The organism is Pseudomonas sp. GM_Psu_1 (assembly GCF_026544185.1).
Lineage (GTDB): Bacteria > Pseudomonadota > Gammaproteobacteria > Pseudomonadales > Pseudomonadaceae > Chryseomonas > Chryseomonas oryzihabitans.
Window position 1 is genome coordinate 158,342 of sequence record NZ_JALNUX010000004.1, and the last position, 12,944, is coordinate 171,285.

26 protein-coding genes are annotated in these 12,944 nt (G+C 58.9%); all 26 read right to left on the bottom strand.

Translation table 11 applies throughout. The features are described from left to right. Positions 1-10: 10 nt before the first annotated feature. The 26 genes from rpsK to tuf all read right to left on the bottom strand — a co-directional run bounded on the left by rpsK (position 11) and on the right by tuf (position 12,941). Positions 11-400: a 30S ribosomal protein S11 gene (rpsK, locus tag OXS31_RS08145; RefSeq protein ID WP_003281811.1), complete on the bottom strand. Its 390-nt coding sequence runs from the start codon at positions 398-400 to the stop codon at positions 11-13. Between the two features lie 30 nt (positions 401-430). Continuing rightward, a complete protein-coding gene (gene rpsM / locus OXS31_RS08150; RefSeq protein ID WP_007161230.1) occupies positions 431-787 on the bottom strand; it encodes a 30S ribosomal protein S13 in 357 nt (118 codons plus the stop codon). Positions 788-917: 130 nt separating this feature from the next. Further along, the gene (gene rpmJ / locus OXS31_RS08155; RefSeq protein WP_002555468.1) at positions 918-1,034 is read right to left on the bottom strand and encodes a 50S ribosomal protein L36; all 117 of its coding nucleotides are present in this window, start codon (positions 1,032-1,034) and stop codon (positions 918-920) included. A gap of 30 nt (positions 1,035-1,064) precedes the next feature. After that, positions 1,065-2,396, bottom strand: a complete 1,332-nt coding sequence (gene secY, locus OXS31_RS08160) for a preprotein translocase subunit SecY (protein WP_027599183.1) — start codon at positions 2,394-2,396, stop codon at positions 1,065-1,067. Next, entirely contained in the window at positions 2,397-2,831 is a 435-nt protein-coding gene (gene rplO / locus OXS31_RS08165) for a 50S ribosomal protein L15 (protein WP_007161232.1), read from the bottom strand. A gap of 3 nt (positions 2,832-2,834) precedes the next feature. Then, positions 2,835-3,017, bottom strand: coding sequence for a 50S ribosomal protein L30 (gene rpmD / locus OXS31_RS08170; RefSeq protein ID WP_007161233.1), 183 nt, complete (start codon positions 3,015-3,017; stop codon positions 2,835-2,837). 2 nt (positions 3,018-3,019) lie between these two features. Further along, positions 3,020-3,520, bottom strand: a complete 501-nt coding sequence (gene rpsE / locus OXS31_RS08175) for a 30S ribosomal protein S5 (protein WP_007161234.1) — start codon at positions 3,518-3,520, stop codon at positions 3,020-3,022. A gap of 3 nt (positions 3,521-3,523) precedes the next feature. Continuing rightward, entirely contained in the window at positions 3,524-3,874 is a 351-nt protein-coding gene (gene rplR / locus OXS31_RS08180; RefSeq protein ID WP_007161235.1) for a 50S ribosomal protein L18, read from the bottom strand. A gap of 10 nt (positions 3,875-3,884) precedes the next feature. Continuing rightward, positions 3,885-4,418, bottom strand: a complete 534-nt coding sequence (gene rplF / locus OXS31_RS08185) for a 50S ribosomal protein L6 (protein ID WP_017640286.1) — start codon at positions 4,416-4,418, stop codon at positions 3,885-3,887. 11 nt (positions 4,419-4,429) lie between these two features. Continuing rightward, complete coding sequence (gene rpsH, locus OXS31_RS08190) at positions 4,430-4,822, bottom strand: 30S ribosomal protein S8 (RefSeq protein ID WP_017640285.1); 393 nt, start codon at positions 4,820-4,822, stop codon at positions 4,430-4,432. A gap of 162 nt (positions 4,823-4,984) precedes the next feature. Next, positions 4,985-5,290, bottom strand: a complete 306-nt coding sequence (rpsN, locus tag OXS31_RS08195; protein ID WP_007161238.1) for a 30S ribosomal protein S14 — start codon at positions 5,288-5,290, stop codon at positions 4,985-4,987. A gap of 13 nt (positions 5,291-5,303) precedes the next feature. After that, positions 5,304-5,843 carry a 50S ribosomal protein L5 gene (rplE, locus tag OXS31_RS08200; RefSeq protein WP_007161239.1) on the bottom strand — a complete coding sequence of 180 codons (540 nt, stop codon included), beginning with the start codon at positions 5,841-5,843 and terminating at the stop codon, positions 5,304-5,306. Positions 5,844-5,862: 19 nt separating this feature from the next. Then, positions 5,863-6,177 carry a 50S ribosomal protein L24 gene (gene rplX / locus OXS31_RS08205; RefSeq protein ID WP_007161240.1) on the bottom strand — a complete coding sequence of 105 codons (315 nt, stop codon included), beginning with the start codon at positions 6,175-6,177 and terminating at the stop codon, positions 5,863-5,865. A 12-nt stretch (positions 6,178-6,189) separates the two neighbouring features. Next, entirely contained in the window at positions 6,190-6,558 is a 369-nt protein-coding gene (gene rplN, locus OXS31_RS08210; protein WP_007161241.1) for a 50S ribosomal protein L14, read from the bottom strand. 12 nt (positions 6,559-6,570) lie between these two features. Next, positions 6,571-6,837, bottom strand: coding sequence for a 30S ribosomal protein S17 (gene rpsQ / locus OXS31_RS08215; protein WP_007161242.1), 267 nt, complete (start codon positions 6,835-6,837; stop codon positions 6,571-6,573). A gap of 2 nt (positions 6,838-6,839) precedes the next feature. Then, a complete protein-coding gene (rpmC, locus tag OXS31_RS08220; protein WP_007161243.1) occupies positions 6,840-7,031 on the bottom strand; it encodes a 50S ribosomal protein L29 in 192 nt (63 codons plus the stop codon). Continuing rightward, entirely contained in the window at positions 7,031-7,444 is a 414-nt protein-coding gene (gene rplP / locus OXS31_RS08225; protein ID WP_007161244.1) for a 50S ribosomal protein L16, read from the bottom strand. The genes rpmC and rplP overlap by 1 nt, the downstream gene beginning before the upstream one ends. 12 nt (positions 7,445-7,456) lie before the next feature. Continuing rightward, complete coding sequence (gene rpsC, locus OXS31_RS08230; protein ID WP_007161245.1) at positions 7,457-8,146, bottom strand: 30S ribosomal protein S3; 690 nt, start codon at positions 8,144-8,146, stop codon at positions 7,457-7,459. A gap of 13 nt (positions 8,147-8,159) precedes the next feature. Beyond that, positions 8,160-8,492 carry a 50S ribosomal protein L22 gene (gene rplV / locus OXS31_RS08235; RefSeq protein ID WP_007161246.1) on the bottom strand — a complete coding sequence of 111 codons (333 nt, stop codon included), beginning with the start codon at positions 8,490-8,492 and terminating at the stop codon, positions 8,160-8,162. Between the two features lie 12 nt (positions 8,493-8,504). After that, positions 8,505-8,780 carry a 30S ribosomal protein S19 gene (gene rpsS, locus OXS31_RS08240; protein WP_007161247.1) on the bottom strand — a complete coding sequence of 92 codons (276 nt, stop codon included), beginning with the start codon at positions 8,778-8,780 and terminating at the stop codon, positions 8,505-8,507. A gap of 18 nt (positions 8,781-8,798) precedes the next feature. After that, positions 8,799-9,620 carry a 50S ribosomal protein L2 gene (gene rplB / locus OXS31_RS08245; RefSeq protein ID WP_007161248.1) on the bottom strand — a complete coding sequence of 274 codons (822 nt, stop codon included), beginning with the start codon at positions 9,618-9,620 and terminating at the stop codon, positions 8,799-8,801. A gap of 12 nt (positions 9,621-9,632) precedes the next feature. Then, positions 9,633-9,932 carry a 50S ribosomal protein L23 gene (gene rplW / locus OXS31_RS08250; RefSeq protein ID WP_007161249.1) on the bottom strand — a complete coding sequence of 100 codons (300 nt, stop codon included), beginning with the start codon at positions 9,930-9,932 and terminating at the stop codon, positions 9,633-9,635. Next, positions 9,929-10,531: a 50S ribosomal protein L4 gene (gene rplD / locus OXS31_RS08255; protein ID WP_007161250.1), complete on the bottom strand. Its 603-nt coding sequence runs from the start codon at positions 10,529-10,531 to the stop codon at positions 9,929-9,931. Before rplD ends, rplW begins: the two co-directional genes overlap by 4 nt. Positions 10,532-10,544: 13 nt before the next feature. Continuing rightward, positions 10,545-11,180 carry a 50S ribosomal protein L3 gene (gene rplC / locus OXS31_RS08260; RefSeq protein ID WP_007161251.1) on the bottom strand — a complete coding sequence of 212 codons (636 nt, stop codon included), beginning with the start codon at positions 11,178-11,180 and terminating at the stop codon, positions 10,545-10,547. 84 nt (positions 11,181-11,264) lie between these two features. Then, positions 11,265-11,576, bottom strand: a complete 312-nt coding sequence (gene rpsJ, locus OXS31_RS08265; RefSeq protein ID WP_003243886.1) for a 30S ribosomal protein S10 — start codon at positions 11,574-11,576, stop codon at positions 11,265-11,267. 171 nt (positions 11,577-11,747) lie between these two features. Then, positions 11,748-12,941, bottom strand: coding sequence for an elongation factor Tu (gene tuf / locus OXS31_RS08270; protein ID WP_027603089.1), 1,194 nt, complete (start codon positions 12,939-12,941; stop codon positions 11,748-11,750). Between the last annotated feature and the right edge of the window lie 3 nt (positions 12,942-12,944).

Sequence of the window (12,944 nt, forward strand, 5' to 3'; positions counted from 1 at the left end):
CTGTCTCCTATTACACGCGACGCTTCTTCGGCGGACGGCACCCGTTATGCGGGATGGGCGTCACGTCGGTGATGCTGGCGATCTTGTAACCACAGGCATTCAGGGCGCGAACAGCGGACTCGCGGCCGGGGCCGGGACCTTTGACGTTCACGTCCAGATTCTTCAGACCATATTCCAGAGCGGCTTGGCCGGCACGTTCGGCTGCAATCTGGGCAGCGAACGGGGTGCTCTTACGGGAGCCACGGAAGCCGGAGCCACCGGAGGTCGCCCAGGACAAAGCATTGCCCTGACGATCGGTGATGGTCACGATGGTGTTGTTGAAAGACGCATGGATGTGGGCGATGCCATCAACCACTGTCTTTTTGACTTTCTTACGAGGACGAGCAGCAGGTTTTGCCATGACTAGATTCCTGTCGATTCGCGGATGCGATTACTTGCGGATCGGCTTGCGCGGGCCCTTACGGGTACGGGCATTGGTCTTGGTGCGCTGACCACGGACCGGCAGACCACGGCGGTGACGCAGACCGCGGTAGCAACCCAGATCCATCAGGCGCTTGATGTTCATGTTGATTTCGCGGCGCAGGTCACCCTCGGTGAGGATTTTGGCGACCTCGTTACGCAGCTGATCGACCTGCTCGTCGCTCAGTTCTTTGATCTTGGCGGTCGGCTCGATGCCGGTGGCCGCGCAGATCTTCTGAGAGGTGGTGCGACCGACACCATAGATGTAGGTCAGCGAGATAACAGTGTGCTTGTTATCTGGAATGTTGACGCCTGCAATACGGGCCATTCAGAAAAACTCCAATTGACAGCTACCGACGCCCCGGAAGCCAAGAAAAGGGCGCGCGATATTAACGCTGTAGGAACAAATGATCAACCCGGCAGCACACTAGCTGCCGGGTTAGACGCGTGATTCACACTCAGCCTTGGCGCTGCTTGTGACGCGGTTCAGCGCTGCAGATCACGCGCACGACGCCTTCGCGGCGAATGATCTTGCAGTTACGGCACAGCTTCTTGACCGATGCACGAACTTTCATGACAACTCCTCTAACCTTACGGGTAACGGATCAGCGCATCATGCCGCTGCCGTAGCCCTTCAGGTTGGCTTTCTTCATCAGGGACTCGTATTGATGAGATACGAGATGGGATTGGACCTGGGACATGAAGTCCATGACCACTACCACCACGATCAGCAACGAGGTCCCGCCGAGATAGAACGGCACGTTCGCCGCGACCACCAGGAACTGGGGCAACAAGCACACCGCCGTCATGTACAGGGCACCGAACATGGTCAGTCGGGTCAGCACGCCATCGATATAGCGCGCGGACTGCTCACCAGGACGAATACCCGGGATGAACGCCCCGGATTTCTTCAGGTTCTCTGCCACGTCCTTGGGGTTGAACATCAGCGCCGTATAGAAGAAGCAGAAGAAGATGATCCCTGCACTAAACAGCAAGATGTTCAGCGGCTGACCGGGCGCGATGGCCTGAGCCACGTCCTGCAACCAACCGAGACCTTCGGACTGACCGAACCACGAACCGAGCGATGCCGGAAACAGCAGGATGCTGCTGGCGAAGATCGCCGGGATGACCCCGGCCATGTTCACCTTGAGCGGCAGATGGCTGTTCTGCGCAGCGAAGACCTTGCGACCCTGCTGACGCTTGGCGTAGTGCACGGCGATACGACGCTGCCCACGCTCGATGAACACCACGAAGGCGATGATGGCGACCGCCACCACACCGACCATGATCAGCGCGAAGATGTTGATATCGCCCTGCCGTGCCGACTCGAAGGACTGACCGATGGCGCGAGGCAAGCCCGCGACGATACCGGCGAAGATCAGCATCGAGATGCCGTTGCCGATACCGCGCTCGGTGATCTGCTCACCCAGCCACATCATGAACAGTGCGCCGGCGACGAAGGTGGTGACAGCTACGAAGTAGAAGCTGAAGCCCACACTGAACGCCACGCCCTGACTGGCAAGTCCAACCGACATCCCGGTGGCCTGAACGAGCGCCAGAACCAGTGTGCCGTAACGGGTGTACTGGCTGATCTTGCGACGACCAGACTCACCCTCTTTCTTCAATTGCTCCAGCTGTGGGCTGATCGCGGTAAGCAGCTGCATGATGATCGATGCCGAGATGTACGGCATGATCCCCAGTGCAAAGATGCTCATCCGCTCCAGCGCACCGCCAGAGAACATGTTGAAGAGGCTAAGAATGGTCCCCTCGTTCTGCCTGAACAGTGCGGCCAGCTGATCGGGATTGATACCCGGAACAGGGATGTGCGCACCGATCCTGTAGACGATGATCGCCAGGAACAGGAATCGGAGGCGGGTCCACAGCTCGGACATACCACCGGTCTTGCTGAGCGCAGAGAGAGCACCTTGCTTAGCCATTTATTCCTCGATCTTGCCGCCAGCTGCTTCGATGGCTGCACGTGCGCCCTTGGTGGCACCAATGCCCTTCAGGGTGACGGCACGAGTGACGTCGCCGGACAGCACAACCTTGACACGCTTGATGTCTCGGCTGATCACGTTGGCGTCTTTCAGCGCCTGCAGATCGACGACATCGACATCAACCTTGGCCAGCTCGGAGGTACGAACCTCGGCGCGGTCCAGGGCCTTCAGCGAAACGAAGCCGAACTTGGGCAGACGACGGTGCAGCGGCTGCTGGCCGCCCTCGAAGCCGGGGGCAACCTTACCACCGGAACGGGAGGTCAGACCCTTGTGGCCGCGGCCACCGGTCTTGCCCAGGCCGCTACCGATACCACGACCGGGACGCAGCTTCTCGCGGCGAGCGCCGGGAGCGGAACGCAGATCATTCAATTTCATGACTTAACCCTCCACACGCAGAAGGTAATAGGCCTTGTTGATCATGCCGCGATTCTCAGGGGTGTCCTGAACTTCGACGGTGTGACCAATGCGACGCAGGCCGAGACCCTTGACGCAAGCCTTGTGATTGGCCAGACGGCCATGGACGCTCTTGATCAGCGTGACCTTGACGGTTGCGTTAGCCATGATCAGAGAATCTCCTCGACGCTCTTGCCACGCTTGGCGGCAACAGCTTCCGGCGCCTGCATGTGCTTGAGACCTTCGAAGGTCGCGTACACCACGTTTACCGGGTTGGTGGAGCCGTAGCACTTGGCCAGGACGTTCTGCACACCAGCGACTTCCAGCACGGCGCGCATGGCACCGCCGGCGATGATGCCGGTACCGTCGGAAGCGGGCTGCATGTACACCTTGGAGGCGCCATGGGCGGCCTTGACCGGGTACTGCAGGGTGGTGCCGTTCAGATCCACCTGGATCATGTTGCGGCGAGCAGCTTCCATAGCCTTCTGGATGGCAGCAGGCACTTCACGCGCCTTGCCACGGCCGAAGCCAACGCGGCCTTTGCCATCGCCAACCACGGTCAGAGCGGTGAAGGCGAAGATACGGCCGCCTTTCACGGTTTTGGCTACGCGGTTAACTTGAACCAGCTTCTCGATGTAGCCTTCGTCGCGCTTTTGATCGTTATTTGCCATGACTTAGAACTCCAGCCCGCCTTCACGAGCAGCGTCGGCCAGCGCTTTGACGCGACCATGGTACTTGAAGCCAGAACGATCAAAGGCCACCTGGGTAACGCCAGCGGCCTTGGCACGCTCGGCGACCAGCAGACCAACTTTCTTGGCCGCCTCGACGTTGCTGGTAGCGCTTTCGCGCAGTTCTTTGTCCAGCGTAGAAGCGCTGGCCAGGACCTTGCTGCCGTCGGCCGCGATGACCTGGGCATAGATGTGCTGGGAAGAGCGGTACACGCACAGACGCACCACTTCCAGCTCGCGCATCTTCAGGCGAGCCTTGCGAGCGCGACGCAGTCTGGTTTCTTTCTTGACGGTCATTTGCTATGCCCTACTTTTTCTTGGCTTCTTTACGGTGGACGACTTCGTCGGCATACCGTACGCCCTTGCCCTTGTAAGGCTCCGGCGGACGGAAACCACGAATCTCAGCCGCAACCTGGCCGACCAGCTGCTTGTCGATACCCTTGATCAGGATTTCGGTCTGGTTGGGGGTTTCTGCGGTGATGCCTTGCGGCAGGTCGTAGTCCACAGGGTGAGAGAAGCCCAGAGCGAGGTTCAGCACCTGACCTTTGGCTTGGGCCTTGTAGCCCACACCGACCAGTTGCAGCTTGCGCTCGAAGCCCTGGCTGACGCCGACCACCATGTTGTTGACCAGGGCACGGGTAGTGCCGGCCATCGCACGGGTCTGCTGATCGCCATTGCGAGCAGCGAAACGCAGCTCACCGGACTCTTGAGTGACTTCAACGGACGGATGGACCTTCAGCTCCAGAGCGCCCTTGGCACCCTTGATCGAAAGGGCCTGACCGGCCAGATTAACTTCGACGCCTGCAGGCAGTCTTACAGGGTTTTTAGCAACGCGAGACATGCTGATTCCCCTTAGAAGACTGTGCAGAGCACTTCGCCGCCAACACCAGCAGCACGGGCTGCGCGATCAGTCATCACACCTTTGTTGGTGGAAACGATCGACACGCCCAGACCGCCACGCACTTTCGGCAGCTGGTCAACGGCTTTGTACTGGCGCAGACCGGGACGGCTGCTACGCTTCAGCTCTTCGATGACAGGCTTGCCTTCGAAGTACTTCAGCTCGATGGACAGCGACGGCTTGGATTCCGCGCTGACCTGAAAATCCGCGATGTAACCTTCGTCCTTGAGGACTTTGGCGACGGCAGCCTTCAGCTTGGAAGAAGGCATGCTCACAACGGCCTTTTCAGCCATCTGGGCATTACGGATACGAGTTAGCATGTCTGCTAACGGGTCCTGCATACTCATGGGCTATTAGCTCCTAATACAGAAATTGAGCCTACCGGCTCTCAAAATCACCCCTCGGCAATAGGCCGATTCGGGCGAGCCGAGCATTCTAGAGATCGGCCTGAAACGAATCAAGCCCCAAAAGGGGCTTGATTCAGTTACCGCGATGAAAGGCGCTAGCTGTTACCAGCTGGCCTTCACCAGGCCGGGCACGTCACCGCGCATTGCTGCTTCACGCAGCTTGATGCGGGACAGACCGAACTTGCGGTACACGCCATGCGGACGACCGGTCAGGCGGCAGCGGTTACGCATGCGGCTGGCGCTGGCGTCACGGGGCTGCTTCTGCAGGGCGACCTGGGCATTCCAACGCTCCTCGGGAGAGGCGTTGACGTTGCCGATGGTCGCCTTCAGCTCGGCGCGCTTCTTGGCGTACTTGGCAACCGTTTGCTGACGCTTCAGCTCACGGTTAATCATGCTTTGCTTAGCCATTTGAAGACCTCAATCAGTTACGGAACGGGAAGTTGAACGCGCGCAGCAGCGCACGGCCTTCCTCGTCGGTACGAGCGGTGGTGGTCAGGGTGATGTCCATGCCACGCAGCGCATCGATCTTGTCGTAATCGATTTCCGGGAAAATGATCTGCTCTTTCACGCCCATGCTGTAGTTGCCACGACCATCGAAGGACTTGGCATTCAGGCCGCGGAAGTCACGCACGCGCGGCAGGGAGATGGACAGCAGACGATCCAGGAATTCATACATGCGATCGCTACGCAGGGTCACCTTGACGCCAATCGGCCAGCCTTCGCGGATCTTGAAGCCAGCAATGGAATTGCGGGCATAAGTCACGACCGGCTTTTGACCAGCGATCTTTTCCAGGTCAGCTACAGCGTTGTCGATGATCTTCTTGTCACCGACTGCTTCGCCCAGACCCATGTTCAAGGTGATCTTGGTGATGCGCGGAACTTCCATCACGTTACCCAGCTGAAGCTGCTCTTTCAGCTTGGGCGCGATTTCCTTCCGATAAATCTCTTTCAATCGAGCCATGGTGATCTACCTAGCAGCTTCAGGCCTGGACCGCTTTTTGGGTCGACTTGAAGATACGAATCTTCTTGCCGTCTTCGACTTTGAAACCAACGCGGTCAGCCTTGTTGGTCTCGGAGTTGAAAATGGCAACGTTGGAGACATGCAGAGGGGCTTCTTTCTCTACGATGCCACCCTGAACGCCCAGCATGGGGTTGGGCTTGGTGTGGCGCTTGACCAGGTTGACCCCGCCAACGACCAGACGGTCATCTGCGAGCACCTTCAGCACCTTGCCACGTTTGCCCTTGTCCTTGCCGGCAATGACGATTACCTCGTCGTCACGACGAATCTTTTGCATGTCGGCTACTCCTTACAGCACTTCGGGGGCAAGGGAGACGATCTTCATGAACTTCTCGGAGCGAAGTTCACGGGTCACCGGCCCAAAGATACGGGTGCCAATCGGCTCTTGCTTGTTGTTCAGCAGAACCGCGGCGTTGCCGTCGAAGCGGATGATGGAACCGTCGGTGCGGCGGACGCCGTGCTTGGTACGCACGACGACAGCAGTCATCACCTGACCTTTCTTCACCTTGCCGCGCGGAATTGCTTCCTTGACGGTGACTTTGATGATGTCGCCGATGCCGGCGTAGCGGCGGTGGGAACCGCCGAGCACCTTGATGCACATCACGCGACGAGCGCCGCTGTTGTCGGCGACGTCAAGCATGGATTGAGTCTGGATCATGGCTCTCTACCCTTATACCTGAACGGCGCGCTCGACGACGTCAACCAGGGTCCACGCCTTGGTCTTGGCCAGCGGGCGGGTTTCGCGAATGGTGACCAGGTCACCAATGCGGCACTGATTGGTTTCGTCGTGAGCGTGCAGCTTGGTGGAACGCTTCACGTATTTGCCGTAGATCGGGTGCTTTACGCGACGCTCGATCAGTACGGTCACGGTTTTGTCCATCTTGTCGCTGACCACTCGGCCGGTCAGCGTACGGACAGTTTTTTCAGCTTCAGCCATGATCACTTACCTGCTTGCTGGTTCAGCACAGTCTTGACGCGAGCGATGTCGCGCTTCACTTGCGAGAGCATGTGAGACTGACCCAACTGGCCAGTTGCCTTCTGCATACGCAGATTGAACTGGTCACGCAGCAGGTTGAGAAGCTGCTCGTTCAGCTCCTCTACGGATTTCTCACGCAAATCTTTCGCTTTCATCACATCACCGTCCGCTTAACAAAGGAGGTTTCGACGGGAAGCTTGGCAGCGGCCAGGGCGAACGCCTGACGAGCCAGATCCTCGGAAACACCCTCGATCTCGTACAGGACCTTGCCCGGCTGGATCTGGGCTACCCAGTACTCGACACTACCCTTACCTTTACCCATCCGCACCTCGAGAGGCTTCTTGGTGACAGGCTTGTCAGGGAAGACGCGGATCCAGATCTTGCCGCCACGCTTCACGTGACGGGTCAGCGCACGACGTGCGGATTCGATCTGGCGAGCGGTCAGACGGCCACGGCCGACAGCCTTCAGCGCGTACTCGCCGAAGCTGACCTTGCTACCGCGATGAGCCAGACCACGGTTGTGGCCGGTCATCTGCTTGCGGAATTTTGTACGCTTGGGTTGCAGCATGTTGCGTACTCCTTACTTAGCAGCAGCTTTTTTGCGCGGAGCCGGGGCGACGGGCTTGAGCTCTTCCTGGCGGCCACCAATGACCTCACCCTTGAAGATCCAGACCTTCACACCGATCACACCGTAGGTGGTGTGAGCTTCCGCAGTGGCGTAGTCGATATCGGCACGCAGGGTGTGCAGGGGCACACGACCTTCGCGATACCACTCGGTACGGGCGATTTCAGCACCGCCCAGACGACCGCTCACTTGAATCTTGATGCCTTTGGCACCAATGCGGATCGCGTTCTGCACGGCGCGCTTCATGGCGCGACGGAACATCACACGACGCTCAAGCTGCTGCGCAACGCTCTGCGCAACCAGGGCACCGTCGAGCTCCGGCTTGCGGATCTCTTCGATGTTGATGTGCACGGGCACACCCATTCTTGCGGTCAGGTCCTGACGCAGCTTCTCGACATCCTCACCTTTCTTGCCGATCACGATACCGGGACGGGCGGTGTGGATGGTGATGCGTGCGGTTTGAGCCGGGCGATGAATATCGATACGGCTTACGGACGCGCTTTTTAGTTTGTCCTGGAGGTACTCACGAACCTTCAGGTCGGCCAGCAGATAGTCCGCATAAGTGCGCTTATCCGCGTACCAGACCGAAGTGTGCTCCTTGACGATACCCAGGCGAATGCCATTGGGATGTACTTTCTGACCCATCTGATCGACTCCGTTACTTGTCCGCAACCTTGACCGTGATATGGCAAGACCGCTTCACGATGCGATCAGCACGACCTTTGGCACGCGGCATGATGCGCTTGAGCGAACGACCTTCGTTTACGAAGACGGTGGAGACCTTCAGGTCGTCCACGTCGGCGCCTTCATTGTGCTCGGCGTTGGCAACAGCCGACTCCAGCACCTTCTTCATGATTTCAGCGGCTTTCTTGCTGCTGAAAGTCAACAGGTTGAGCGCTTCGCCCACCTTCTTCCCGCGAATCTGGTCGGCGACCAAGCGGGCTTTCTGGGCGGAGATACGAGCGCCCGACAGCTTAGCGGCTACTTCCATCTTCCTTACCCCTTAACGCTTGGCTTTCTTGTCAGCCGCATGACCGCGATAGGTGCGGGTAGCAGCGAACTCGCCGAGTTTGTGGCCGACCATGTCTTCGTTCACCAGAACGGGGACATGTTGACGACCGTTGTGCACAGCGATGGTCAGGCCGACCATCTGCGGCAGGATCATCGAACGACGCGACCAGGTCTTGATCGGCTTGCGTTCGTTTTTTTCCACCGCGACTTCGATCTTCTTCAACAGGTGAAGATCGATAAAAGGACCTTTCTTCAGAGAACGGGGCACAGTCGAATCCTCTACTGATTACTTGCCGCGACGGACAATCATCTTGTCGGTACGCTTGTTGGAGCGCGTCTTGAGACCCTTGGTCTTGACGCCCCACGGCGAAACCGGATGACGGCCACCGGAAGTACGACCTTCACCACCACCGTGCGGGTGATCGACCGGGTTCATGGCAACACCACGAACAGTCGGACGCACGCCACGCCAGCGGGTGGCACCGGCCTTACCCAGCGAACGCAGGCTGTGCTCACCGTTGGACACTTCGCCCAGGGTGGCACGGCACTCGGACAGCACCTTGCGCATTTCACCGCTGCGCAGACGCACGGTGACGTAGGCGCCTTCGCGGGCGACCAGCTGAGCGGAGGTACCCGCGGAACGAGCGATCTGAGCGCCTTTGCCAGGCTTCAGCTCGATACCGTGGATGGTGCTACCGACCGGCACGTTACGCAGCGGCAGGTTGTTGCCGGCCTTGATGGGCGCGCCAGCGCCGGACAGCAGCTGGTCACCGGCAGCAACGCCCTTGGGGGCGATGATGTAGCGACGCTCGCCATCGGCGTACTTCAGCAGAGCGATGTGTGCAGTACGGTTCGGATCGTATTCGATACGCTCAACGACGGCAGGGATGCCATCCTTGTTGCGACGGAAATCGACCAGACGATAGTGCTGCTTGTGACCACCGCCGATGTGGCGAGTGGTGATACGACCATTGTTGTTACGGCCGCCGGACTTGCTCTTCTTCTCCAGCAAAGGAGCGTAGGGCGCGCCTTTGTGCAGATCAGAGTTGACCACCTTGACCACAAAGCGGCGGCCAGCGGAGGTCGGCTTGCATTTTACGATTGCCATGATGCCCCCTGATTACTCGGCGCTGCTGGAAAAGTCGAGATCCTGGCCCGGCTGGAGCGCGATGTACGCTTTTTTCCAGTCGTTACGCTTGCCCAGACCACGAGCGGTGCGCTTGGTCTTGCCCTGGACGTTCAGGGTGCTGACGCTGCGAACCTTGACCTCGAACAGTTGCTCGACGGCCTTCTTGATTTCCAGCTTGGTTGCATCGGTGGCAACCTTGAATACGAACTGCTTCTGGCTGTCCGCCAGCATGGTGGCCTTCTCGGAGATGTGCGGGCCAAGCAGCACTTTGAATACGCGTTCCTGGTTCATGCCAGCAGCTCCTCGAATTTCTTCACGGCGGACACAGTGACCAGCACCTTGTCGTAGGCGATCAGGCTGACCGGGTCGGAACCCTGGACATCACGCACGTCGACGAAAGGCAGGTTGCGGGCGGCCAGATACAGATTCTGGTCGACAGCGTCGGTCACGATCAGCACGTCGCTCAGGCCCAGGCCGTCCAGCTTGCTGACCAGGGTCTTGGTCTTGGGCGCGTCGACGGCGAAGTCGTCAACCACGACCAGACGATCCAGACGGACCAGCTCGGCGAGGATGGAGCGCAGTGCAGCGCGGTACATCTTCTTGTTCAGCTTCTGGCTGTGATCCTGGGGCTTGGCTGCGAAAGCCACGCCACCGGAACGCCAGATGGGGCTGCGGATGGTACCGGCACGGGCACGACCGCTGCCCTTCTGACGCCAGGGCTTCTTGCCGCCGCCGCTGACTTCGGAACGGGTCTTCTGGGCACGGGTGCCCTGACGACCGCCAGCCATGTAGGCAACGACTGCCTGGTGAACCAGGGTCTCGTTGAATTCACCGCCGAAGGTGTGCTCGGAGACTTCGATAGCTTGAGAGCCATTCACATTGAGTTGCATGTTCTCTCTCCTCTCAACCACGGGCCTTGACAGCGGGACGCACGATCACGTCACCACCCGGCGCGCCGGGGACGGCACCCTTGACCAGCAGCAGGTTGCGCTCGGCGTCTACACGCACGACTTCCAGCGACTGAACGGTTACACGCTCCGCACCCAGGTGACCGGACATTTTCTTGCCCTTGAACACTCGACCAGGAGTCTGGCACTGGCCGATGGAACCAGGTGCACGGTGGGAAACGGAGTTACCGTGGGTGTTGTCCTGACCACGGAAGTTCCAGCGCTTGATGGTACCGGCGTAGCCCTTACCTTTGGACTGACCAGTGACATCAACCATCTGACCGGCTTCGAACAGGGCTACGGTGACTTCGTCGCCAGCCTTGTACTCACCGTCTTCCAGGCGGAATTCGAGGACGCTACGACCAGCAGCAACGCTGGCCTTGGCGAAGTGACCGGCTTGCGCCTTGGTCACGCGGGAAGCACGACGCTCGCCCACGGTTACCTGAATGGCACGGTAGCCATCGGTTTCTTCGCTTTTGAATTGGGTTACGCGATTCGGCTCGATCTCAATGACCGTAACCGGAACGGAAACGCCTTCTTCGGTGAAAACGCGGGTCATACCGCATTTACGACCGACTAAACCAATCGTCATGTTGAGAACCTCTTGAGTGTACGGGGCTTTCACCCGCTATGGCCGCCCATTTCAGAGCGTTACACGACTGAAACCTTGACGGTCTCAGCCGAGGCTGATTTGCACTTCAACGCCAGCGGCGAGATCGAGCTTCATCAGCGCATCGACGGTCTTGTCGGTGGGCTGAACGATGTCGAGCACACGCTTGTGGGTACGAATTTCGTACTGGTCACGAGCGTCCTTGTTGACGTGCGGAGAAATCAGCACTGTGTAACGTTCCTTGCGGGTTGGCAGAGGAATCGGACCACGCACCTGAGCACCAGTACGTTTCGCGGTTTCCACGATTTCCTGGGTAGATTGATCGATCAGGCGATGATCAAAAGCCTTCAACCGAATACGGATTTGTTGATTTTGCATTTGACCTCAGACTCCAAGCTTTCCCCTCGGGCAAAAAGGTGCCCGATTAAAGGAGGCGCAATTCTAAGGATGTCGCTGACAGCTGTCAAGAACGCCTCTTTTGCCATCTGTCAATTTCATGAGGCAAGAAAAAAGGCCCCGAAGGGCCTTTTTTCGTTTCAGATCAATCGATTACTCGATGATCTTGGCAACCACGCCGGCGCCGACGGTACGACCGCCTTCACGGATGGCGAAACGCAGACCATCTTCCATCGCGATCGGAGCGATCAGGGTGACAACCATCTTGATGTTGTCGCCCGGCATCACCATCTCGACGCCTTCCGGCAGTTCGCAGTTACCGGTCACGTCGGTGGTGCGGAAGTAGAACTGCGGACGGTAGCCCTTGAAGAACGGGGTGTGACGACCACCTTCTTCCTTGGACAGCACGTACACTTCGCACTCGAACTTGGTGTGCGGCTTGATGGTGTTCGGCTTGGCCAGAACCTGGCCACGCTCCACGTCTTCACGCTTGGTGCCACGCAGCAGCACGCCGACGTTCTCGCCAGCACGGCCTTCGTCCAGCAGCTTGCGGAACATTTCAACGCCGGTGCAGGTGGTCTTGACGGTGGCCTTGATGCCCACGATCTCGACTTCTTCCTGGACCTTGACGATGCCACGCTCGACACGACCGGTTACCACGGTGCCGCGACCGGAGATCGAGAACACGTCTTCGATCGGCATCAGGAACGGCTTGTCGATGGCGCGCTCGGGCTCGGGGATGTAGGAGTCCAGGGTCTCGACCAGCTTGCGCACGGCGGAAACGCCCATCTCGTTGTCATCCTGACCGTTCAGAGCCATCAGCGCGGAGCCGATGACGATCGGAGTGTCGTCGCCCGGGAAGTCGTAGGTGTTCAGCAGATCGCGAACTTCCATTTCGACCAGTTCCAGCAGCTCGGCGTCGTCAACCATGTCGGCCTTGTTCAGGAACACGACGATGTAGGGAACGCCTACCTGACGGGACAGCAGGATGTGCTCGCGGGTCTGCGGCATGGGGCCGTCAGCAGCCGAGCAAACCAGGATCGCGCCGTCCATCTGGGCAGCACCGGTGATCATGTTCTTCACGTAGTCGGCGTGGCCGGGGCAGTCGACGTGCGCGTAGTGACGGATCGCCGAGTCGTACTCAACGTGGGAGGTGTTGATGGTGATACCGCGAGCCTTTTCTTCCGGCGCGTTATCGATCTGGTCGAAACCACGAGCGGAACCGCCCCAGGTGTCGGCACAGACTTTGGTCAGCGCTGCGGTCAGAGTGGTCTTGCCATGGTCAACGTGACCGATGGTGCCCACGTTCAGGTGCGGTTTGTTACGTTCGAATTTTTCTTTAGCCACGAG

Bases quoted from the DNA above. Each gene is read 5' to 3' on its own strand.
- rpsH (WP_017640285.1), bottom strand. From the start codon at position 4,822: ATGAGTATGCAGGACCCGTTAGCAGACATGCTAACTCGTATCCGTAAT.
- rplC (WP_007161251.1), bottom strand. From the start codon at position 11,180: ATGACGATTGGTTTAGTCGGTCGTAAATGCGGTATGACCCGCGTTTTC.
- rplD (WP_007161250.1), bottom strand. From the start codon at position 10,531: ATGCAACTCAATGTGAATGGCTCTCAAGCTATCGAAGTCTCCGAGCAC.
- rplB (WP_007161248.1), bottom strand. From the start codon at position 9,620: ATGGCAATCGTAAAATGCAAGCCGACCTCCGCTGGCCGCCGCTTTGTG.
- rplO (WP_007161232.1), bottom strand. From the start codon at position 2,831: ATGAAATTGAATGATCTGCGTTCCGCTCCCGGCGCTCGCCGCGAGAAG.
- rplV (WP_007161246.1), bottom strand. From the start codon at position 8,492: ATGGAAGTAGCCGCTAAGCTGTCGGGCGCTCGTATCTCCGCCCAGAAA.
- rpsC (WP_007161245.1), bottom strand. From the start codon at position 8,146: ATGGGTCAGAAAGTACATCCCAATGGCATTCGCCTGGGTATCGTCAAG.
- rplR (WP_007161235.1), bottom strand. From the start codon at position 3,874: ATGACCGTCAAGAAAGAAACCAGACTGCGTCGCGCTCGCAAGGCTCGC.
- rplP (WP_007161244.1), bottom strand. From the start codon at position 7,444: ATGCTGCAACCCAAGCGTACAAAATTCCGCAAGCAGATGACCGGCCAC.
- rpmC (WP_007161243.1), bottom strand. From the start codon at position 7,031: ATGAAAGCGAAAGATTTGCGTGAGAAATCCGTAGAGGAGCTGAACGAG.
- rpsQ (WP_007161242.1), bottom strand. From the start codon at position 6,837: ATGGCTGAAGCTGAAAAAACTGTCCGTACGCTGACCGGCCGAGTGGTC.
- rpsE (WP_007161234.1), bottom strand. From the start codon at position 3,520: ATGGCAAATAACGATCAAAAGCGCGACGAAGGCTACATCGAGAAGCTG.
- rpsK (WP_003281811.1), bottom strand. From the start codon at position 400: ATGGCAAAACCTGCTGCTCGTCCTCGTAAGAAAGTCAAAAAGACAGTG.
- rpsM (WP_007161230.1), bottom strand. From the start codon at position 787: ATGGCCCGTATTGCAGGCGTCAACATTCCAGATAACAAGCACACTGTT.
- rpmD (WP_007161233.1), bottom strand. From the start codon at position 3,017: ATGGCTAACGCAACCGTCAAGGTCACGCTGATCAAGAGCGTCCATGGC.
- secY (WP_027599183.1), bottom strand. From the start codon at position 2,396: ATGGCTAAGCAAGGTGCTCTCTCTGCGCTCAGCAAGACCGGTGGTATG.
- rpsN (WP_007161238.1), bottom strand. From the start codon at position 5,290: ATGGCTAAGCAAAGCATGATTAACCGTGAGCTGAAGCGTCAGCAAACG.
- rplF (WP_017640286.1), bottom strand. From the start codon at position 4,418: ATGTCTCGCGTTGCTAAAAACCCTGTAAGACTGCCTGCAGGCGTCGAA.
- rplN (WP_007161241.1), bottom strand. From the start codon at position 6,558: ATGATCCAGACTCAATCCATGCTTGACGTCGCCGACAACAGCGGCGCT.
- rplX (WP_007161240.1), bottom strand. From the start codon at position 6,177: ATGCAAAAGATTCGTCGTGACGACGAGGTAATCGTCATTGCCGGCAAG.
- rpmJ (WP_002555468.1), bottom strand. From the start codon at position 1,034: ATGAAAGTTCGTGCATCGGTCAAGAAGCTGTGCCGTAACTGCAAGATC.
- rplE (WP_007161239.1), bottom strand. From the start codon at position 5,843: ATGGCTCGATTGAAAGAGATTTATCGGAAGGAAATCGCGCCCAAGCTG.
- rplW (WP_007161249.1), bottom strand. From the start codon at position 9,932: ATGAACCAGGAACGCGTATTCAAAGTGCTGCTTGGCCCGCACATCTCC.
- rpsJ (WP_003243886.1), bottom strand. From the start codon at position 11,576: ATGCAAAATCAACAAATCCGTATTCGGTTGAAGGCTTTTGATCATCGC.